The organism is Peribacillus frigoritolerans, from assembly GCF_004358755.1.
Taxonomy (GTDB): Bacteria; Bacillota; Bacilli; order Bacillales; family Bacillaceae; genus Bacillus_P.
The window spans coordinates 518,547-538,960 of sequence record NZ_SMZY01000001.1 but is presented as its reverse complement, the minus strand read 5'-3'; the positions used below and the strand labels follow the sequence as shown (position 1 = coordinate 538,960).

Here is a 20,414-nt window from a genome sequence, read left to right as displayed (position 1 = left end):
CCAGGATTACTCATATTTTCTTAAATCGAACTCAACTTTATCTCCATCTTTCAGCTCGATTTCATTAGCTCCCGTCATAGCGTCTTCTCCATTAACAATTAGATGCCAGTAAGTTTTATCCGCATCGCTTGCCATGATTCCATCAATTCCGCTGATGAAGCCGCCAGCTTCTTCCACTTTGAAATTCGCTTTCATTGCATCCATCAGAGTCTGGCCTTCTTCAAAAGCCACTTCTTTAGAATCTACTTTTTCTGCCATTTCATTTTTAGTAAGTGTGACAGCAGCTTTCATTTCTTCTGCTTCATCAGCAGCCTGTTCAGATTTTGGAGCTTCTTTCTTCGGTTCCTCCGCTGTATTTCCGCAAGCTGCAAGCAGCGCTAAAAGGAAAACGGACAGTAAACTTATTAATTTTTTCACAACGAATCTCTCCTTCTTCTGTATGTATCTATTTAGTGGATCTTGAAACACTTAAGAAAAGGTAATGCGCTTCGCTTTGATAAGCTATCACACGGAAGTCAGGCTTTGGAGCTTATTCTCTATGTCCTGAGAAATATAAAAAAGCCCATCTTCTCAGATGGGCTTAAAAACGGCATAATTAGATTCAGATTATATGCAAAGAAACATAAATCCTGCCGTTTCTATGCTCAGGCCCCGAAGAATACAAACAAAGTAAGAGACATCGGCAGGTCTACTGACTTTTGCGTCATCCTCCACTCGAACCTTCCCATATAATAAACAGCAATAGAGCCATCTGATTATACAGTGGTTTAGACAAAGTATCGTCGGCAAATACAGTTGCGGGGACAGTTCAGGCATTTCACCTGATTCCCTATTAAGCGTAAAGCACCTATATCTCAAAGTATACAATTTTATTAATTCAGTCTTATTTTACATAAAACGACTAAGGTCTTCAACAGAAATTTCATTCGGTGTTTCTTATGAAACAAGAATTTTCGTCATGTTCTATCAGAAACATCGCTTTTTCGAGGCAAATAGAAGCTGAACGCTGTCCCTTCATTTACCTTGCTGTGAACATTGATAGTGCCTGCATGAGCATCTACGATGTTTTTTGCAATCGCAAGGCCAAGCCCAGTGCCCGAACGTCCTCTCGTTCTTGCTTTATCCGCTTTGTAAAAACGTTCAAAGACAAAAGGCAAATCCTCTTCTACAATACCTGTTCCTGTATCTTTTACGTCTATTTTCATGCCTCCTGCAACGGTTTGAACATGAATTTCAACAGATCCCCCTTCAAGGGTATGTCTGATCGCATTATCAACCAGGTTCGTCAAAACTTGTTCAATCTTATCCGGATCAAGGACAAACTCAGGATCATCTAGTGAAAAAGAGGAGGTTAACGAAATTTTTTTGTCTCTTGCAAGTCCCTGGAATTTCCGGCTTATTTTCTCAATAAACTCATGAACCAAGATTCGCTCTAAATTAAGAGAAATGTGCCCTGCTTCCATTCTTGCAAGATCAAGCAAATCGTTAACAAGTCTTCCCATGCGCAGCGATTCATCATAGATGACCTGAGCAATCTCTTTTTTCTCTTCCTCAGAGTTCGCAATGTCATCGACAATCGCTTCACTGTATCCCTGCAGCATGGCAATCGGCGTTCTCAGCTCATGACTGACATTGGCAATAAAATCTTTACGGAGCTTATCGAGTCTTCTTTCTTCTGTCATATCCCTAAGAACAGCAACTGCGCCCCGTACATAAGACTGGTTATAAAGAGGGCTCATAACCATCACCCAGCTCCTGCCCTGCAGATTGACCTCTACTATATGTTCTCTCTCTGTATTGACGACTCTTTGAAATAATTCTTTCGCTTCTGGAGGGATTTCCTCCCCCTCATTGATTTGCATCTTTTGTTCGTAGTACCAGGACTGAAGAAAACGTTCAGCAGGCGGATTCGTCACCAGAATCGTCCCATCAATATTAAGCGTGATGACGCCGTCTGCCATACTGCTTAATATGCTTGTTAAATGTTCTTTTTCCTGGTTAAGTGCATTAATGTTGAATTTCAGCTGCCTGCCCATCTGATTAAACGCGATGGCAAGCTCGCCAATTTCATCGTGACTTAAAATCGGCACCTTCGTATCGAACTTACCGCGTGTAAGCTCTTGCGTTGCTTCCCTCATTTTTCTGAGCGGATAGGTAATTCTAGTTGATAAAAAGAAAGCGAATATTGTCGTTAATACAATTGCAATACCTGCAGCAAGCAGAATATACTTTGTTGTATGCTTTGTTGTTTCGTGAACAGCAAGCAGTGACTGTGACATAAACACTGCCCCGTTTTCTCCATTTTTCAGCTCATAGGGTACGCCAACGACCAGCACTTCATCATTGTTGTCCGAGCTGATCTGCTGCTCTTTGGAGAGTTCCGTGAGCTTGCTGACATTTTTTTGATCTGTAAAAACTTTAGAAAGCTCGCGGTCTTTCTGAATATCCTGCATGTCAAAAACCGGGGTGCTCTCGAATTTCTTGGGCGAAAACCAGTATTTGTCCTGATCTTCAACGATGATGATGCTTGTAAGTTCATCCGCCAGTTCCCATGAAATTGACCGCGCGAGTTCCTGATCTTCATGTTTTTCTAGAATAACCGAGATTTTGTTGGCTAATTGTGTAAGCTCCCGTTCGGCCTCATCCACATGATAATTTTCAATGAATTCAAGAAGAAGCACAGTCAGAATTAATAAAACAAATGAAACGAGCAATAAAATGGTAAACCACAGTTTACCGACTACGCTTTTCCAAAACATCATTCACTGCCTACCTCAAATTTGTATCCAACTCCCCATACCGTGACAATCATGGTGGCTGCATCAGGTGATACCTTGCTCAGTTTTTCTCTCAGCCGTTTGACATGAGTATCAACCGTTCTCAGGTCCCCGAAGAACTCGTATTGCCATACTTCTTTTAACAGTTTCTCGCGGTCGTATACTTTATCAGGCGTTTTTGCGAGAAAATAGAGCAGCTCATATTCTTTTGGAGTTAAACTGACCTCTTTGCCGTCTGCAAGCACGCGATGTGCATCGTGATCGATGGAAAGATGCGGGAAGACAATCACATTCTTAGCTTTCGTTTCTGTTTTCAGGAATGATGTTGTCGATGAGCGCCTCAGCAGTGCTTTCACTCTTAAAACAACTTCTCTCGGACTGAAAGGCTTGACGATGTAGTCGTCTGTTCCAACTTCAAATCCCTGAACTCTGTTCACTTCTTCCCCTTTTGCTGTAAGCATAATGATCGGAGTCGCTTTTTTCAGGCGCAGCTGTCTGCATACTTCAATCCCATCAAGGCCCGGCATCATTAAGTCAAGCAGGATTAAGTCGTATTCTGCAGACAGTGCCATTTCAAGAGCATCACTGCCGTTGTCAGCTTCTTCAATTTGATAGTTTTCTCTTTCTAAGTACATCTTCAAAAGTCTTCTGATTCTGTCTTCATCATCTACGACCAGAATTTTATAGTTCATGTTGTTTTCCATCTTGCTTCTCCTCCTTAAAAAACTCCTATAGCATTATCTTACCAAAAAACCTTCACTTTATATGAGTGAAGGCTCTTTAGCAAGAAAAGCAAGTTCTGCCTATGCGTAAGAATGCAGGCCGGCAATGACCAGATTAACGAAAATCAAGTTAAACATGATGATGGCAAATCCAATAACAGCAAGCCATGCTGATTTTTCTCCCTGCCATCCTTTTGACAGGCGCAAATGCAGGTAGGCTGCGTAGAAAAGCCATGTAATTAATGCCCAGACTTCTTTAGGGTCCCAGCCCCAAAAGCGGGTCCAGGCAATTTGCGCCCAGATCATTGCAAAAATGAGCGCTCCAAGCGTGAAGACCGGAAACCCGATTGTAACTGAGCGATAACCGATTTCATCTACTAAGTCAAGATTCACATTTTTGGTGAGAGGCTGAAGGAAAGCTGAGATTCGCTTTCTCAGAATTAAACGGATTGCTCCGTATAATAATAACCCGGCAGCAATTGACCAGATGACAGTATTCAGCTTTCTGGCAGAAATGAGAGCAGGAACTTCGATAAAAGCTTCCATTTTCCCTTCTGTTAATAGCTCGCCTTTATGCGGCCCTACAAGGGCAGGCAGATTATAGATCATTTCAGCATTCTGATCATTTTTATCTGTCCATTTATATACGGCTTCATAATCCATCATTCTGAAAGTGCTTGTAATGGCAATGAATGCAATCGTAGCTACAAGTGTATACATAACTACTTCAAGCCAGAATGTTTTCTTGGAATTTTTCGACTGATCCACTGTCCTGATCAGATAAATGACACCTGCTATAAAGCTGATGGCAAGAATCGCCTGTCCAAGAGCGGCTGTTGTCACATGAATGTGCAGCCAGCTGCTTTGAAGCGCAGGAATAAGCGGTGAGATATCTGACGGAAACATGCTTGCATAAGCGATAAGCAGCAAAGCAACCGGCAGAGTGAAAAGTCCTAAAATGGACACTTTATAAATAAAGTAGAGTACTATAAATGCAAGAACGAGCATCATGCCAAAGAACGTTGTAAATTCAAACAGATTGCTGACCGGTGCATGACCGGATGCGATCCATCTCGTTATGAAATAGCCAGCTTGTGCTGCAAAAGCAAGAATTGTGATCGCAATACCCGCAGACGCCCATTTGCTTGGCTTTTTGTATTCTTTTCTCTTATCACGGATGGCTCCGCCAAAAAGAAATGTCGCAGCCAGATATAAAATGAATGCTGCAAATAGCAAATTACTGCTTAGAGCCGCCACACCTTTTCCTCCTCTATGATCTGTCTTATTTCTCGTCTGACTGATCCTTCAGCTTTTCAATTTGCGTGCCCTCAAGCACCGTATCAATCTCATTTTTAATACCGTACCAGTTCTTATTTGTATGCGCTGCAAGAAGAATCCCATCTCCGCTTCGTCTGATCCAAATGCGGCGATGATTCCAATACATGCCCTGGGTGACACCGATCATGAAAATCGCTCCGCCAAGTCCAAGAAACCAAAGAGTATTGTCTTTGCGTACAGTAAGTGCTGATAGATTCTTTGTTTGCACGCCCTCAAACTTCATTTTCAGCTGATTGTCTTCATTTGGTTCAATTGTCTGCTGAATGGCTACAAAGCTTGTTTCGCCTTCAGGTTTATCAGGAGAAATCATTTTAAATACAAAAGCAGGATTATCCGGTATTCTCGTTTTCGTAGCAGGTTCTCCCTCGCTGTTAAAATAAAAATCAGGAAGGTAGCTTGCCACTTCTACTTTATAGCCATTGCCCAAATCAAATTCTTTTTGAGGATCAAGCAAGTCGATTGTCAGCTGTCCAAAGTTTTCCTCGGTCTCTTTGTCTACTAAACTAAATGTCATTTTGTTCAATTCATTTAATTTGAAATCAACTTGATACAAAGCGTATGAATCATGCTTAAGCGGCTGATTCACTTTGATTTGCTCATCCTTTATCTTCTTAAGCTCAGGCTCTTCACCAAGGACTGCTCCGCCTTGTCTTTCGTACAAAGTGACGTTTGTCTGATAATTCTTAGCAACGCTTCCATCACCTACTCTAGTAATAGCATCCTGGAAGACTTCATCTTCGCTGTCTTTTTTGTATGTTTCCATCACAAACTTGTCGCTCTTGAGAAAATATTTTCCTTCTGTACCAGGAATGACGTTCGTTTCCCCTTCGCGTATCCAAATGACATCATCCACATACATGCCAGGAACAAACCTGAGCATCGCTCCAAACAAAAAGATGATCAAACCGATATGATTGACATAAGGACCCCATCTTGAAAAACGATTTTTCTCAGCAAGGAGATTGCCATTTTCCACTCGGACATGATAGCGTTTTCTCTTTAACTTATCTTTAATGGCTTCAAGCTGTTCTTCCGTATTCATAACAGAAACTGTTTCGCTGAATAACCGCTGTCTTCGCATAAAGCTTTCATGTCTGGTGACGCCTTGTTTTTTCAACGCCCGATAGAGCGGAACAAACCTGTCTAAGCTTGCAATAACCAATGAAGCGGCCAGTGCTCCAATTAAAACCATGTACCACCACGAGCTGAATAGTTCATGAAACCCCATCTGATAGTACAGCTGACCAATTACACCGTACTCATCGCGGTAAAACTGTTCAGGCGTTACATTCGGCGGTATGTACATAACCTGCGGGAGGATTGTTCCAATTGCAGAAGCAATTAAAATCAGGACAATAATCCATATTCCGACTTTTACAGATGAAAAAAAGTTCCAGATCTTATCGATTGGCGTTTTCTTATAGGTCTGAGAGCGTCTTGCACTCCCATCATATTTCATATCCAGCAGCTGGTCTGGAGCAGCCTGATTATTGCTGTCTGTTTCCCCGACAGGACGACCGCAGGATTCACAAAGGATCGTTCCGTGCGGATTATGGTGCCCGCACTTGCATTTCACTTCATTCATGATGAAAACTCCCCGTTTACGGCTTGATTGATTCCATATAATCCCTGACCATCCGCTCATTCATCTGGCCCGTGATTATTTCTGCTACTTTTCCATCTTTATCTATCAGAAATGTAGTCGGAAGAGGTAAAACACCGTATGCTTCTAACACTTGCCGGTCCTTATCGAGGACGACAGGAAACGATAAATCATATGTATCCGTAAAATTCTGTACGGCAATCTTTGACTCTGCGATGTTGACGGCAAGCACCTCTACACCTTGTTCTTTATAATAATCATACTGATTTTGCATGTAGGGCATTTCGCGTTTGCACGGTTCGCACCAAGTTCCCCAAAAGTTCAGGAAAACGCCCTTCCCCTTATAATCTGAAAGCTGATGCTTGTCCCCGTTAATGTCTGTTAAAACAAAATCAGGGGCATCGCTTCCAACTTTTACTTTTTCCTTGCTTGAGAAAAAATTTGTGTATAACGTATATCCAAGTGCTGCAACCAGCACTGACAGAATGATCGATCTCATGAGCAACCGTCTTTTTTTCATAAAAAACTCTCCCATATCCTCATACATTTCAACTCATTATATCACTGTTTATTTCAAACATTTTCTTGATAATTTGAAGTTTATGTGAAAATTAAAGGGTTTACTTTCCAAACTTGGCAAGTGATCTGAGCTGTTTGACTTCATGCGGAGATAATTCACGCGCATCTCCTGTTTTCAACCCTTTCAAGTCCAGGAAAGCATATGTTTCGCGCTTCAGCTTCAGTACAGGATGTCCAATCGCTTCGAACATGCGGCGGACTTGAAGGTTTTTGCCTTCATGAATCGTCAGTTCAATAATGCTTGTTTCCTTCTTTTTGTCGAGTGACATAAACTTCACTTTGGCAGGAGCTGTTTTCCCGTCTTCGAGCATAATGCCTTTTTCTAACGACTTCAGCTTTTCACGAAGCGGAATTCCTTTCACTTTGGCTACATATGTTTTCTCTACTTGATTGCTTGGATGCATAAGAAGATTGGCAAAATCACCGTCGTTTGTCATGATTAAGATGCCGGAAGTATCGTAATCAAGCCGGCCAACCGGATAAATGCGTTCTTTAATCTGGGGGAAAAAGTCTGTGACTGTTTTTCTTCCTTTATCATCAATAGCAGAAGATATTACACCGCGCGGTTTGTAAAGAATAAAATAAACTGGCTCTTCCTTTTCAACAGGCACTCCTGCAACTTCAACACGGTCATTTCCGGAAACCTTAACACCAAGCTCCCTTACGACCTTCCCGTTGACAGTCACTTTGCCTTCTAATATAAGCTCCTCTGCTTTTCTTCTTGATGCAAGACCCGCATGAGCTATCACTTTTTGTAATCGTTCCATTTCTTTCACCTCGTTAACATCTTACTTCTTATCATTTTTTTATACAAGTTCTCATTCGATGGTCAGCGCAGGCATGGCTTACATATAAAATACAAAGAACCTTTATAAAAAATGCATGAAGCCTTATTATCTCACAAAAACAGGAACAATGAGACAAAAATATTTCATTACAAAAAAAGCGGACTCCAGCATGCCGGAGTCCGCTCAACTAAATTCAAAGCTCTTTTATGAAAGTTTGCTGCTTTTAGAAAAAATGGTTATTAACCTTGAGTGGACTTCAGCGGAGGGCAATTGACTCATGCGAGCCGTCAATGCGAAAACAGCGAAATTAAAATAGCATCATAACAATGACGATTGAAGCAATAATTCCCATTAGGTCGGCAAGCAGACCGACTTTAAGAGCATCCCCCATTTTTTTGACTCCTACAGCTCCGAAATAGACCGTCAGAATATACAAAGTTGTATCTGTACTTCCCTGCATGACGGCCGCAAGCCTCCCAATAAACGAATCAGGTCCGTAAGCTGCAATCAGATCTGTAGTCATACCAAGTGCTGCTGTTCCTGAAATAGGCCTGATAAATGCGAGGGGAACGATCTCGCTTGGAACGCTGATGGCATCCAGAGCCGGTTTCATCATGCCCACAAAAAATTCAAGAGCTCCTGAAGCCCTGAAAATCGTTATCGCAACAAGCATGCCCACTAAATAAGGAATAATTGAAAACGCAATATCAATTCCTTCTTTTCCGCCCTCTACAAACGTTTCGTACGTAGGCACTTTTTTGAACGTCCCATATAATAGAATGAACCCGATGATCAGCGGGATCATCCATAAAGAGATTAAACTGATCATTGCCATCCTATTTTTTCTCCTTTCGCATTCTTCTATGATAGAAATAGCGGTCTATCAAAATGGCGCCAATCGCTGAAATAATCGTCGCAAGCAAAGTGGGGCCGACAATATCTGTTGGAGATTTAGAACCGTATGTCATCCTGACGGCAATAACGGTTGTTGGAATTAAGGTAATACTCGATGTGTTCACGGCAAGAAAAGTAATCATGGACCTGCTTGCTGCAGGTTTGTCTCCATTTAATTTTTTCATCTGTTCCATTGCTTTGATGCCAAGCGGAGTTGCCGCATTTCCAAGTCCGAAAAGGTTGGCAATCATGTTTGACAAAATGTAGCCCATTGCCGGATGATCTGCAGGAATTTCCGGAAAAAGTCTTTTTACGAATGGCTTAAAGAGCTGTCCAAGCTTTTCAAGCAAACCTGCCTTTTCAGCAATCTTCATCAGCCCGAGCCAGAATACAAGGACACTGATCAGGCCGATGCTGATCGTTACAGCATCTTTTGCACCTTTGAAAACAGCAGCGTTCACTTGTTCCATTGTTCCATTGATCATGGCAAAGACGATGCCGATGACAGTCAGCCCAACCCAAATAATATTAATCATGATTGCTCAAGCCTGCCCTTATGAAAAACAGCTTGCGGAATTTCTCCCACAGCGAGGCGTTTGGTTTATTTGTCAAACCATTATCATAATAAATTGGCACTTCATCCACTCTTTCATCATCAACAATAATCGTCATTTTTCCCACAACGTTCGGAACATCCTCAGGGTCTTTCCAGCTTTTTTCCGGTCTCAATATGGAGACATCAATTCTAAGATCGTCTTCTTCCTCCTCTGTTAATGGATAAAACACATCTCTTTTTATAAAAAGCTTATTTTTATAGATTTTATCTTTAATATCTATCTTTTTTAACGTACCTGATTCTTTAATTTTGAATAAATCATACTTGCTGAACGCCATGTTAAACATTTCAATATGATCATTCCAATCATCTGACGCATCAATCGTCACGGCGACGAGATTCATGCCATCTTTTTGAGCTGTGGAAACGAGTGTGCGTTTCGCTCTTTTTGTATAGCCTGTTTTCCCTCCGGTGCTGTACTCATAAAGACTGGTCAGCAGCTTATTCTTATTTCTCCACACACGGTCCCATTGTTCATTCGGATTTGGTGCACGATGAACCTTTGTTCCGGAAATTTTTTGATACATCGGATTTTCCATCGCGTACCTTGTAAGGATCGCCATGTCATAGGCTGACGAATAGTGATTTTCATGATCATCCAAACCATGCGGATTGGCAAACTCCGTATTCATCATGCCGATTTCAGCAGCTTTTTGATTCATTAAATGGACAAACCCCTCAACGCTGCCTCCCACATGTTCGGAAATTGCAACCGCTGCATCATTTCCTGAACGGAGCATCAGTCCATATACAAGATCTTCAAGCTTAATTTTTTCTCCTTCTTGCAAGTAGACCGCTGAACCCTCTGTATGTATCGCACGATTGCTTACCGTTGCCTTCTCGTCCATTTTTCCGGATTCAATTGCAAGAATCGCTGTCATAATCTTTGTTATGCTGGCAATTCTTCTTTTTGCATGGGCGTCTTTCTCAAATAGGACTCTGCCGGATTCCTGTTCAATTAATATCGCACTTCTTGCACTTACGCCCATTTCAGCAGAAGAATGGCGAGGCAAACCTGAAATCAGCAAGAAGAAGATGAGTACGATCGCTGCTATCTGTTTCCATTGCCGCATAACACCCACGTCCTTTTATTGTTTTGTACAAGTTTATGCGGGTGGACAAAGGTTATGAACGATAAATTTGAAAAACTGCAGGGGAAAACAGGGATGGATTAGCAGGAAGACGTAAAAAAAACAGCCGCTCTGCAAGTAACAGAACAGCTGCCATTTTTTATTATTTAGACTGGATCATTTTCGTACGGTAATCCGTCTCGTAGTATTCGAGTTCTTCGCGGATTTCCTGAAAACCGCTTTCTAATGAAGCAATCATAACCTTAAGTGATTCTGGAGCCGAGTGGCGGTATTTGATTGCATTCTTGCCGGTATAGGCAGATCTGCTGTCTTCATACCAAACATCATTTTTCGGATTATAAAATTCTTCAATGCACTGATGATAAATTTTATAAAGTGCTTTTTCAGCTGCCGGCTTTCTGAAAGGCTCATTTTGAAGAACAATGTGACAAGCTTCAAGCCCCTCTTCGCAATAAACAGAAAGTCTTCTCAAATTACGGAAAAGATCCTCATAATAAGTTTCATTCCCATCTGTTTCATTTAAAAATGATGAAATTGTTGCATGGTTTAAAAACGTATTCAGCTCCTTTACGACGTTTCCTAAAAATACTTCAACTTGTTCTGTTTGTGCTTTTACGATCATATTTCCCATTCAAACACATCCTTTCAAATTCTTAAGCTATTCTTTATGTATGGGTGTTTTTAGCTTTTGAACAACTTCTGACCATTTCATCGTCTGATTTCGGTTCATCTCCGGAATCAATTCAATAGCTGCACGAAGGTCGATTCCCTGAAGAAACATGAGAAATTCTTCTTCTGTGTTCAGATAGAGCCTTTTGCGCTCTAAAAGTGCTTCGTTTTGAATGATGCATATCAGTGCCATTACATCTTTAATGCTCAGGTCTGATCCTTCAAAAAGCAAAGGATTCTGTTCTCTGAATTTGTCTTCGAAATACCTCACATACAAAACATAAAACGTTTTCTCCATCTTTTTTGACACAATTGTGATTTCAGAGCGGTTAAAAAAATCTTCGGATGTATTGGGCATCTCTTTTACTAATTCATACCCTCTGCCATTTTTTATAATCACCTGACAAGCACCCCTATGCGTTTTTCATTCAAAAAAAGGAACAAAGATATTCCTTTGTCCCGTTCTCCTCTATTTTATCATAGGTCATGATGCTATTGTGTAAATTATTTGATTTCTTCAAAAGTTTGATTAAAGTTCTCAAAAAAGAGATCGGCTTCTTCATTAAAGGAGTCATCATCATCTTTTTCAGGAAGGGGCGGAAGTTCTTTTATCGTTTTTAATCCGAAGTATTCAAGGAATTCTTTCGTCGTTCCGTATAAAATCGCTCTTCCTGTTCCTTCAGCCCGTCCCACTTCTTTCACAAGCACTTTAGAAGTCAGCGTCTGCAGCGGACGCTCTGATTTCACGCCGCGGATATCTTCGATTTCAGCCCTTGTTATAGGCTGACGGTATGCAACAATCGCCAGAATTTCAAGAGCTGCCTGAGATAGTGCGGTGTGATTGGGTGTTTCAACCAGTTTTTTTAAAAAGGCAGCATGCTTTTTTTTCGTCGTTAATTGAAAGACTCCCGCCACTTCAATCAATTCGATGCCGCGCTGTTTTTTCTTGTAATCATTCTGAAGTTCCTGTATGACTTCAGAAATCGTTCCCTCTTCTGTTTCAAGTACGGACGTCAGCTGTTTCATTGACAGCCCTTCATCCCCTGCAGCAAATAGAAGAGCTTCAATGATGGATTTCCATTTCTCCAAGGTTTTAAGACCTCCCCAGAATATAAATATCAGAAAAATTTTCTTCTTGTTCAATCATGATGTTGTTCTTTTTCATCAATTCCAAGATGGCAAGAAATGTGACAACCAGGTGATCCTTTTGATCGGAAGGAAAAAGCTCCGTAAATTTTCGCCGCCTTGGATTCCGCTTCAATTCCATAAGGATTTCATCCATTCTCTTTTCAATCGGTATTTCCTGGCGTGCAACTTTTGTCTGCAATGGTTTCTGAAGCTTCTTTCTCCGCATCATCTTCTGGAAGGCACCGAGCATATCGTAGATTGATACATTCATAGATTCTTTATCAAATACAGGCTCACCGGCAAACTCGCTTAAATCACTAGGGGGTTTTGTATAAACCTGAGAACGTTCTTCTTCCATATGCCTAAGATCCACTGCCGCCTCTTTGTACTTTCTGTATTCGATCAGCCTTCTCATCAGTTCGTCCCGCGGATCTTCCTCAGGTTCAAATCCGAATTCGTCCTCAACCAGCTCTTCCTCATGCTTTGGAAGCAGCATTCCGCTTTTGATGGAGAGCAGAGTTGCCGCCATTACTAAATATTCTGAAGCTACATCAAGCTGGAGTTCTTTCATCGTATGTATATAAAGCATATACTGCTCTGTAATTTCAGCTACGGGTATATCGTATATATCAATCTCGAGCGTATTGATTAAATGCAATAGAAGATCGAGCGGCCCTTCAAATGCGTCAATTTTCACTTTGTACTGCAACTTCATCCCACCACTTCATTCTGTACCATTCATGTCGGCTACCCTATAGTATAGAACATTCTGCTTCCAATCTCCAACACTTATTTTCAGAGGGGAGAAGTCCTCCGGTTCAAAAAAAGGCCAAAATTGTGATAAACGCCCAAACAAACACAGGACCACCTACATAAGATACCTATGTAAATGCAAGATACTTAAGGAGGAACAAGTAAATGGGAGATAAAGGCTACGGTTCAGGCTTTGCATTAATCGTTGTATTGTTTATTTTATTGATTATTGTCGGAGCTGCTTGGTTGTATTAATTTTCATTCAAAAGGTGCTCTTCATGAGCACTTTTTGTGTTTCATAAAGGAAAGTCATAGAGTTTATGCTACACTAATCAATACATAAGCAAAGACAATGGGGTGATGGTTTGTATCCGAAATCATATATAGAATACCTTGTTCATTTTCACGGAGACCGCGATTACTTCGAATGCCATGAAGTGCTTGAAGAATATTGGAAAGAAGATCCTCCCGGTCAGAGAAAGATATACTGGGTTGGTCTGATCCAAATTGCGGTCGGCCTTTATCATCACAGAAGAAGCAACTGGAATGGCGCTCACCGAATGATATCCAATGCCCTTGCCATATTGGAGCAGGAAAAAGACGCTCTGCTCTCCCTTGGTTTAAATCCTGAGAAGACGGCGGAACTTTTAAGAAAAAAAAGCAAAGACATCGAAAACAAACGTCCATATGAAAGTGTGAATCTGCCGATTGAAGACAGCGATCTCCTTCGTACTTGCATCGAATTTTGCACAAAGCATCGCCTGCAATGGGGGAACCCGAGCGATCTCTCCGATGAATTCCTGATTCATAAGCATACAATGCGTGACCGGAGCGATGTGATTGCGGAAAGGAAGAGCAGCCTGATCCGCAATCAGAAAAAAAACAGATGAAGCATATGCTTCATCTGTTTTTTTAATCGCAATCTGTGCATCTCTCAAAAAATGCTTTTGTATGTTGATCTGGAATAACTGTTTTTGTCTTGTACTGTTCTTTTAATGCCGTCACCATTTTCTTGCCGATTCCCTGATGGCGATGCGAAGGGTTCACACTTACATGCTGAATCTTCACGTGATCATCATCCTGAAACACTACTCCGATTGTTCCAATGATATCTTCATCTTTCCAAAGAAACAGCTGCCATTTCTCATCTGTTTCATATTGTTTCATCGTCTGCTGCAAATGTTTTAAATCTTTTTCATTTGGCATAAAAGACAGAAGACCCATTGCAATTTTTTCAAAGCTTTTCTTATAGCGAATTAACATATGAACCCCTCATTAACGAAATAACCTTCCGATTAGAGAAAGCAAAAACAATAAACTTGCGCCTATCATAATGTAAAATAAAATTCTTTCCTGATTTCTTCCTTTATCTTTTTGATCTCGATTCAAGAAGAATCACTCCTCAGAACATTATAAACAGTTTTCCGCCCATTTTAAACACTTTTGCCTAAAATTAATCCATTGTACGCATTAAATTCGCCATTTCAATCGCAGCAACCGCAGCTTCATAGCCTTTATTCCCAGCTTTTGTTCCCGCTCTTTCAATCGCCTGTTCGATTGATTCGGTTGTCAGGACACCGAAGATTACCGGCACTCCTGTAGACATTGAAGCTTGAGAAACTCCCTTCGCTGCTTCATTGCAGACGTAGTCATAGTGTGTTGTAGAACCTCTTATGACAGTTCCAAGAGTAATAACTGCATCGTATTTGTTTGAAGAAGCCATTTTTTTCGCAACGAGCGGAATTTCAAACGCTCCAGGCACCCATGCAAGCTCTACATTTTCATCTTCTACTCCGTGGCGTTTTAAAGCATCTACTGCTCCGCTTAAGAGCTTGCTTGTAATAAACTCATTGAATCTTCCTACGATGATCGCTACTTTTAATCCTGATCCGACTAAATTTCCTTCATATGTTTTCATGTACAGTTCCTCCGATTATAAGTTTAGTAAGTGTCCAAGTTTACTATGCTTTGTTTTCATGTAGCCTTCATTTTCTTTCTTAGATGGCATTTGAATAGGTACGCGGTCAACTACGGCAAGACCATACCCTTCAAGTCCGGCTATTTTTCTAGGATTGTTTGTCAGCAGCTTCATTTCTGAAACGCCAAGATCTCTTAAGATTTGAGCCCCAATCCCATACTCTCTTAAATCATCTGCAAATCCAAGCTTGTGATTGGCTTCTACTGTATCGTACCCTTCTTCCTGCAGTGCATAAGCCTTCATTTTATTCAGCAGGCCGATTCCCCTGCCTTCTTGTCTCATATACAAGAGGATGCCGCTGCCGGCTTCCTCGATTTGAGCAAGCGCTGCATGCAGCTGCGGGCCGCAGTCGCACCGGTTCGATCCAAATACATCTCCGGTCAGGCATTCAGAGTGAACTCGGACAAGTGTCGGCTTATCATCTGAAATCTCACCCTTAACAAGGGCAATATGTTCTTTTCCGTCAAGGATATTTGAATATCCGACTGCCCTGAACATGCCGAATTCAGTCGGGAGTTTTATGTCCGCTTCTCTTTTCACGAGAGCATCTGACATATTGCGGTAATGGATTAAATCCTTGATGGTAATCATTTTCAAATCAAGCTCTCTGGCAATTTCAATTAAATCAGGAACCCGCGCCATTTCGCCATCTTCTTTAATAATTTCACAAATGACTCCGACCGGGCTCACTGCGCAGAGTTTAGCCAGATCGACCGCTGCCTCTGTATGCCCTGCTCTTCTTAAAACTCCGCCCTCTTTTGCAATGAGAGGGAATATATGCCCGGGTCTTTTAAAATCAAGCGGCTCTGCATCTTCTTTTAAAATAGCTTTAATGGTTTCTGAGCGTTCTGATGCACTGATTCCCGTTTTGGTTGTTTTGTAATCAATACTGATCGTAAAGGCAGTTCCATGCGGATCTGTATTGTCATTTACCATAGGATGAAAATTAAACTTTTCAGCATATTCCTCTGTCAGAGGCACACAAACGAGCCCTCTGCCGTGCTTAATCATGAAGTTAATGACCTCAGGCGTTGCATACTCAGCCAGCGCAATAAAATCACCTTCGTTTTCGCGGTCTTCATCATCTACTACGATGACTGTTTTTCCAAGTTTTAAATCGTCTAACGCTTCTTTAATGGAATGAAATGCCATGATGATCCCCCATTCTAATAAAAACCATTTTCCTTTAGAAAGTCTGGTGTTAAAGATGAAGATTTTGAATCTGACTGCATCACAAATTTTTTGACATATTTTCCGAGCATATCGCATTCGATATTTACGGTATCCCCTGCCTTTTTGCCTCCAAGCACCGTTTCAGACAATGTGTGGGGAATAATTGATACGGTTACTTTTTCATCCTCTAAACCAAATATGGTCAGGCTGATGCCGTCAATGGCTATCGAACCTTTCATGACTAATGATGACGTTATTTCTTTACTCACCTTGATCTCATAGTAAACCGCATTGGCTGAAGGCTTTTTGCGGATGATAATTCCGGTTCCGTCAACATGCCCTGTTACAAAATGGCCTCCGAAGCGCCCATTGGCGGGCATCGCCCGCTCCAGATTGACGGATGAACCAGGCACAAGCGAATTCAGGGAAGTTGCTTTGACTGTTTCGGGCATCACATCCACAGTAAATGATCCAGCAGTGAAGGCTGTTACTGTTAAACAAACGCCATTAACGGAAATACTGTCTCCAAGATTCACATCATCTGTAATTTTCTCTGCATGTATGGTCATCTCGATTGCATTCTCTGTTCCCTGCATACTCGCGATTGTGCCGATTTCCTCAATGATTCCTGTAAACATTCACTTGTCACCCCTCTTTTTTCACACAGACTATTTTAAGATCATCTCCGAGTATCTCAGTTTCTTTTATTCTTAGTCGAATCGCCTCGTTTATACGGCTGAAGCCGGCACCGGCTACTGCAGGAGGGGCCTCTTTTCCGCCGATGAGCATCGGGGCAGTATAACTCACCACTTGATTGAAAAGCCCGCTTTTTATAAAACTGCCATGAACTGCGGCTCCGCCCTCTACGAAGAGCGATGTAATGTTTCTTTCCCCCAGCAGGTGAAGAAGATTATCTATCTCAATATCCGGAGTATTCATTTGAATGATAACCGCGTTCTTCCTTTGAAAAGACTCTATCCTTTCAGGGGAAACTTCACTGCCGGTAATAATCCATACAGGCGAATGGCCATCGTTGACTAAACCAGCCGTTTCCGGTGTTCTAAGGTGCGTATCCAAAACAATTCTGACTGGCTGCTTTTTCGGGTTTTCAAGCCGGCAAGTCAGTGATGGATCATCTTTTATCACGGTTTCAACGCCAGCTAAAATTGCATCATGAAGTTCCCGGTATTTGTGAACATCTTTCCTTGCGGATTCACCTGTTATCCACTTGCTTTCACCTGTGACCGTAGCCGTTTTCCCATCAAGGCTGCACGCCCATTTTAGGGTTACAAAAGGACGTTTCGTTTGAATGTAATGGAAAAAGACTTTATTCAGCTCTTCTGCTTCGTTTTTTAATACTCCTGAAACCACTTCGATTCCAGCAGCTTGAAGCTTCTTCATTCCTCTTCCTGCTACAAGCGGATTCGGGTCTTCCGCTGCAACAACCACTCTTTTCACCTTTGAAGAAATGAGCAGGTCAGCACACGGAGGTGTTTTTCCGTGATGACTGCATGGCTCCAGCGTCACATAGACGGTTGAATCCTCAGCTTGTGAACCTGCCATTCTTACAGCATGTACTTCAGCATGAGGTTCGCCTGCTTTTAAATGGGCGCCCATTCCAATGATCTGTCCATTTTTCACTACAACAGCTCCAACGAGCGGGTTAGGACTTGTTTGTCCAGAGCCTTGTTCTGCAAGCTGAAGGGCCACTTTCATATAATCCTGATCTTTCAATGCACTGCCCCCTTTTAAAATAAAAATAAAAAGCCCAAGGTAATAGATACCTGGGGCTTTGTAAGGGATTTCAGTCACATATGCATGCCAAACAAGAGTACTATTCATCTGTTTTTTCAGAAAAATAATACCCGCGCGTTCACATTGTGTTCCTTCTCCCATCCAGACTATACTGTCGGCTCCAGATTTTCACTAGATCCACCGCCTGCAATAAATGCAGCCGGGTCACGGACTTAAAAGCTTTTGCTTTATCACCGCCGGTTGGGAATTTCACCCTGCCCCGAAGGAATTCAATGAATTATGAAGTTTTCCTTTCTATCATTTTAACGAGAGTGTGGGAATTATGCAATGAATAAACTTAAAAGCGTAATTTTAACTGATTCTCAACTCTACTTAGCATATAACCGTTTTTCATAAATACATTAAAATATAAACCAGTTTAAGGAGGGATAGAATGCTCGATGAGCAGATAAGAAAGCTTCTCAATAACTTAATTCAGATTGAGCATGTATCTGCAACCCTGTATCTCGCCATGTCTGCATATATGGCAACCCGCAATTATACCGGCATGGCGTCTTGGCTGAGACTGCAGTCAGAGGAAGAACGGACACATATGCTGAAACTGATTGATTATGTTACGGATAAGAATGGTTTAGTGGAGATTCAGGCACTTCCTGCACAGCCATCTGAATTTGGGACACCACTGGAAACGTTTCAAAAGGTTCTTGAGCATGAGCAGTTTGTCACAAACTCCTACCGCCAGGCCTACAATTATATAAAACAAACAGATGAACAAACGGCCATATTTATTCAAGAGTTTCTCCTTGAACAAATCGACGAAGAAGCTCAGGCTCAGACCATTGTTGATCGATTAAAATTAGCGAAAGACAACCCTGCCGCCATCCTTATTTTAGATCAGGAATTAGGTCAGCGGAATGCAGCGGCAGCGGCGCCTGCTGCCGGAGGAGCGGGTGCAGGCGGTTAACTCTTTCAAAAAGCGATAAAAAAAGCTGACCGCATGCGGCCAGCTTTTTCCGTTTTTATTCTTCCCAGACTTTAACTTCTTTCATAACATCGCCTTGCTTGATTTTATAAATGTTGTCCATGCCCACAACCACTTGGCCGAAAACAGTATGAACGCCATTTAAATGAGGCTGCGGCTCGTGAACGATGAAGAACTGGCTGCCGCCTGTGTCTTTGCCTGCATGAGCCATCGATAATGCTCCAGCCACGTGCTTGTGAGGGTTCCCTGCTGTTTCACATTTAATAGAGTAGCCAGGACCGCCAGCGCCTGTTCCCGTTGGGTCTCCGCCTTGAGCAACAAAACCTGGAATAACACGGTGGAAGTTTACTCCGTTGTAGAAACCTTCATTTGCAAGCTTCTCAAAGTTTTCAACTGTTTTTGGAGCTGCCTCAGGATAAAATTCGATCACTAATTGATCGCCGTTTTCCATTGTAATTTGACCTTTTTTCATATGTATGAAACCTCCTGCTTCTTTTTTTCGTCTAATAGACTGAACGTTATTCATTCTACTATAATACGTTCAAGAAAGCCAAGGAGATCGTCTGCCGCCTCACCAAGAAGATACGACAGCCAAAAAACTCTGTCGCCAATCAGAAAAAAATACTATAATGAAGGTTGCTGTCATGAAATAAGGAGGTCTTTTTTTGAAAAAGATATTGGTTTCTATTATGGCGCTTGCATTATTTGCGTTCCCGACGATCGGGCTTGCAGATGCAGCTGCCGGAGATAAAATTATCACACTCGGAAAGAACTTAACAGAAGAGCAGAAGCAGTCTATGCTTAGCGAGATGGGCGCTGATGACAATTCACAGGTTATTGAAGTGACGAATGAAGAAGAACATAAATATTTAGGAAACTACATTCCTAAAGCCCAGATTGGCACAAAGGCGATTTCATCATCAGCCATTACAATCGAAAAAAGCGGATCAGGTCTTGAAGTAGATACACAAAATATTAATTGGGTAACAGATGAAATGTACTTGAATGCCCTTATGACAGCTGGTGTAAAGGATGCAACAATCCAGGTTACCGCTCCTTTTGAAGTTTCCGGAACGGCGGCGCTCACCGGATTATTAAAAGCATACGAAGTTACTTCGGATGAAGCCATTCCAGAAGAAGTCAAGCAGGTGGCAAACGAAGAGCTTGTCAAAACAGCAGAGCTTGGAGATAAAGTCGGCGAAGAAAATGCGAGTGCGCTTATGGCGAAAATCAAAGAAGAAATCGCAAATAATGGCGTGCCTGAAACAGATGCGGAATTCCGCGAATTAATTGAAAAAGCAGCAAGCGACCTTGGCATCACTCTGTCAGAAGAAGAAATTAACAGTCTTGTTGAATTATTTAACAAAATGAAAGAAGTCAACGTTGACTGGGATCAAGTAGGACAGCAGCTTGATAAAGCAAAAGATAAGATTTCTAACTTTATAGATTCAGAGGAAGGACAAAACTTCCTGGATCAGCTTAAGGAGTTCTTCATTGCCCTTTGGAATGCAATCATCTCCATTTTCAGCAATAAAGATAATGCATAAACTGAAAAAAGACGAGCCGGC

At 41.7% G+C, this 20,414-nt stretch carries 24 protein-coding genes and 2 riboswitches; of the genes, 4 read left to right on the top strand and 20 right to left on the bottom strand.

The genetic code is table 11. From position 1 onward, the window contains the following. Positions 1–6: 6 nt before the first annotated feature. The 14 genes from E2R53_RS02835 to E2R53_RS02770 form a co-directional block, all read right to left on the bottom strand. Positions 7–417 carry a DUF4430 domain-containing protein gene (locus tag E2R53_RS02835; RefSeq protein ID WP_133310309.1) on the bottom strand — a complete coding sequence of 137 codons (411 nt, stop codon included), beginning with the start codon at positions 415–417 and terminating at the stop codon, positions 7–9. 247 nt (positions 418–664) lie between these two features. Further along, positions 665–866: riboswitch (cobalamin riboswitch) on the bottom strand. A gap of 90 nt (positions 867–956) precedes the next feature. After that, positions 957–2,762, bottom strand: a complete 1,806-nt coding sequence (locus tag E2R53_RS02830) for an ATP-binding protein (protein ID WP_133310308.1) — start codon at positions 2,760–2,762, stop codon at positions 957–959. Next, on the bottom strand, positions 2,759–3,481 hold the full coding sequence (locus tag E2R53_RS02825; RefSeq protein ID WP_070877584.1) for a response regulator transcription factor: 723 nt from the start codon (positions 3,479–3,481) through the stop codon (positions 2,759–2,761). Before E2R53_RS02825 ends, E2R53_RS02830 begins: the two co-directional genes overlap by 4 nt. A gap of 99 nt (positions 3,482–3,580) precedes the next feature. Then, positions 3,581–4,756 carry a c-type cytochrome biogenesis protein CcsB gene (ccsB, locus tag E2R53_RS02820; RefSeq protein ID WP_133310307.1) on the bottom strand — a complete coding sequence of 392 codons (1,176 nt, stop codon included), beginning with the start codon at positions 4,754–4,756 and terminating at the stop codon, positions 3,581–3,583. A gap of 25 nt (positions 4,757–4,781) precedes the next feature. Then, entirely contained in the window at positions 4,782–6,422 is a 1,641-nt protein-coding gene (locus E2R53_RS02815) for a cytochrome c biogenesis protein ResB (protein ID WP_133310306.1), read from the bottom strand. 16 nt (positions 6,423–6,438) lie between these two features. Beyond that, positions 6,439–6,960, bottom strand: coding sequence for a thiol-disulfide oxidoreductase ResA (gene resA, locus E2R53_RS02810; RefSeq protein WP_133310305.1), 522 nt, complete (start codon positions 6,958–6,960; stop codon positions 6,439–6,441). Between the two features lie 100 nt (positions 6,961–7,060). Next, a complete protein-coding gene (rluB, locus tag E2R53_RS02805) occupies positions 7,061–7,786 on the bottom strand; it encodes a 23S rRNA pseudouridine(2605) synthase RluB (protein WP_133310304.1) in 726 nt (241 codons plus the stop codon). Between the two features lie 328 nt (positions 7,787–8,114). Further along, entirely contained in the window at positions 8,115–8,642 is a 528-nt protein-coding gene (locus E2R53_RS02800) for a spore maturation protein (RefSeq protein ID WP_070877589.1), read from the bottom strand. 1 nt (position 8,643) lies between these two features. Then, positions 8,644–9,237, bottom strand: a complete 594-nt coding sequence (locus E2R53_RS02795; RefSeq protein ID WP_133310303.1) for a nucleoside recognition domain-containing protein — start codon at positions 9,235–9,237, stop codon at positions 8,644–8,646. Then, on the bottom strand, positions 9,230–10,390 hold the full coding sequence (locus tag E2R53_RS02790) for a D-alanyl-D-alanine carboxypeptidase family protein (protein WP_133310302.1): 1,161 nt from the start codon (positions 10,388–10,390) through the stop codon (positions 9,230–9,232). The genes E2R53_RS02795 and E2R53_RS02790 overlap by 8 nt, the downstream gene beginning before the upstream one ends. Before the next feature lie 160 nt (positions 10,391–10,550). Further along, positions 10,551–11,039, bottom strand: a complete 489-nt coding sequence (locus E2R53_RS02785; RefSeq protein ID WP_133310301.1) for a YpuI family protein — start codon at positions 11,037–11,039, stop codon at positions 10,551–10,553. Positions 11,040–11,066: 27 nt separating this feature from the next. Further along, positions 11,067–11,477 (bottom strand): hypothetical protein, encoded by a 411-nt coding sequence (locus E2R53_RS02780; RefSeq protein ID WP_133310300.1) that lies wholly within the window; start codon positions 11,475–11,477, stop codon positions 11,067–11,069. 104 nt (positions 11,478–11,581) lie between these two features. Continuing rightward, positions 11,582–12,166, bottom strand: coding sequence for an SMC-Scp complex subunit ScpB (scpB, locus tag E2R53_RS02775; protein ID WP_133310299.1), 585 nt, complete (start codon positions 12,164–12,166; stop codon positions 11,582–11,584). A 4-nt stretch (positions 12,167–12,170) separates the two neighbouring features. Next, a complete protein-coding gene (locus tag E2R53_RS02770; RefSeq protein ID WP_133310298.1) occupies positions 12,171–12,920 on the bottom strand; it encodes a segregation/condensation protein A in 750 nt (249 codons plus the stop codon). 203 nt (positions 12,921–13,123) lie between these two features. On the opposite strand from E2R53_RS02770, the gene E2R53_RS02765 reads away from it, so the two are divergent. Then, positions 13,124–13,213, top strand: coding sequence for a YjcZ family sporulation protein (locus E2R53_RS02765; RefSeq protein ID WP_070877596.1), 90 nt, complete (start codon positions 13,124–13,126; stop codon positions 13,211–13,213). 110 nt (positions 13,214–13,323) lie between these two features. After that, positions 13,324–13,848, top strand: a complete 525-nt coding sequence (locus tag E2R53_RS02760) for a DUF309 domain-containing protein (RefSeq protein ID WP_133310297.1) — start codon at positions 13,324–13,326, stop codon at positions 13,846–13,848. 22 nt (positions 13,849–13,870) lie between these two features. On the opposite strand, the gene E2R53_RS02755 is transcribed toward E2R53_RS02760, so the two are convergent. From E2R53_RS02755 to ribD, 5 genes are all read right to left on the bottom strand, one after another. Then, entirely contained in the window at positions 13,871–14,221 is a 351-nt protein-coding gene (locus E2R53_RS02755; protein WP_133310296.1) for a GNAT family N-acetyltransferase, read from the bottom strand. 190 nt (positions 14,222–14,411) lie between these two features. Continuing rightward, positions 14,412–14,876, bottom strand: coding sequence for a 6,7-dimethyl-8-ribityllumazine synthase (gene ribH, locus E2R53_RS02750; protein WP_133310295.1), 465 nt, complete (start codon positions 14,874–14,876; stop codon positions 14,412–14,414). Positions 14,877–14,891: 15 nt separating this feature from the next. Beyond that, complete coding sequence (locus E2R53_RS02745) at positions 14,892–16,088, bottom strand: bifunctional 3,4-dihydroxy-2-butanone-4-phosphate synthase/GTP cyclohydrolase II (RefSeq protein ID WP_133310294.1); 1,197 nt, start codon at positions 16,086–16,088, stop codon at positions 14,892–14,894. 14 nt (positions 16,089–16,102) lie between these two features. Continuing rightward, positions 16,103–16,747 carry a riboflavin synthase gene (gene ribE, locus E2R53_RS02740; protein WP_133310293.1) on the bottom strand — a complete coding sequence of 215 codons (645 nt, stop codon included), beginning with the start codon at positions 16,745–16,747 and terminating at the stop codon, positions 16,103–16,105. Positions 16,748–16,754: 7 nt separating this feature from the next. Next, positions 16,755–17,825, bottom strand: coding sequence for a bifunctional diaminohydroxyphosphoribosylaminopyrimidine deaminase/5-amino-6-(5-phosphoribosylamino)uracil reductase RibD (gene ribD, locus E2R53_RS02735; RefSeq protein ID WP_133311125.1), 1,071 nt, complete (start codon positions 17,823–17,825; stop codon positions 16,755–16,757). A gap of 164 nt (positions 17,826–17,989) precedes the next feature. Further along, positions 17,990–18,135: riboswitch (FMN riboswitch) on the bottom strand. Between the two features lie 162 nt (positions 18,136–18,297). Between ribD and E2R53_RS02730 the strand changes: the two genes are divergently transcribed. Continuing rightward, a complete protein-coding gene (locus E2R53_RS02730) occupies positions 18,298–18,828 on the top strand; it encodes a ferritin (RefSeq protein WP_133310292.1) in 531 nt (176 codons plus the stop codon). Between the two features lie 55 nt (positions 18,829–18,883). On the opposite strand, the gene E2R53_RS02725 is transcribed toward E2R53_RS02730, so the two are convergent. Further along, the gene (locus tag E2R53_RS02725) at positions 18,884–19,318 is read right to left on the bottom strand and encodes a peptidylprolyl isomerase (protein ID WP_133310291.1); all 435 of its coding nucleotides are present in this window, start codon (positions 19,316–19,318) and stop codon (positions 18,884–18,886) included. A 193-nt stretch (positions 19,319–19,511) separates the two neighbouring features. Here E2R53_RS02725 and E2R53_RS02720 point away from each other — a divergent pair, with 193 nt between their 5' ends. Further along, the gene (locus tag E2R53_RS02720; RefSeq protein ID WP_206197345.1) at positions 19,512–20,393 is read left to right on the top strand and encodes a DUF1002 domain-containing protein; all 882 of its coding nucleotides are present in this window, start codon (positions 19,512–19,514) and stop codon (positions 20,391–20,393) included. The last annotated feature ends 21 nt before the right edge of the window (positions 20,394–20,414 follow it).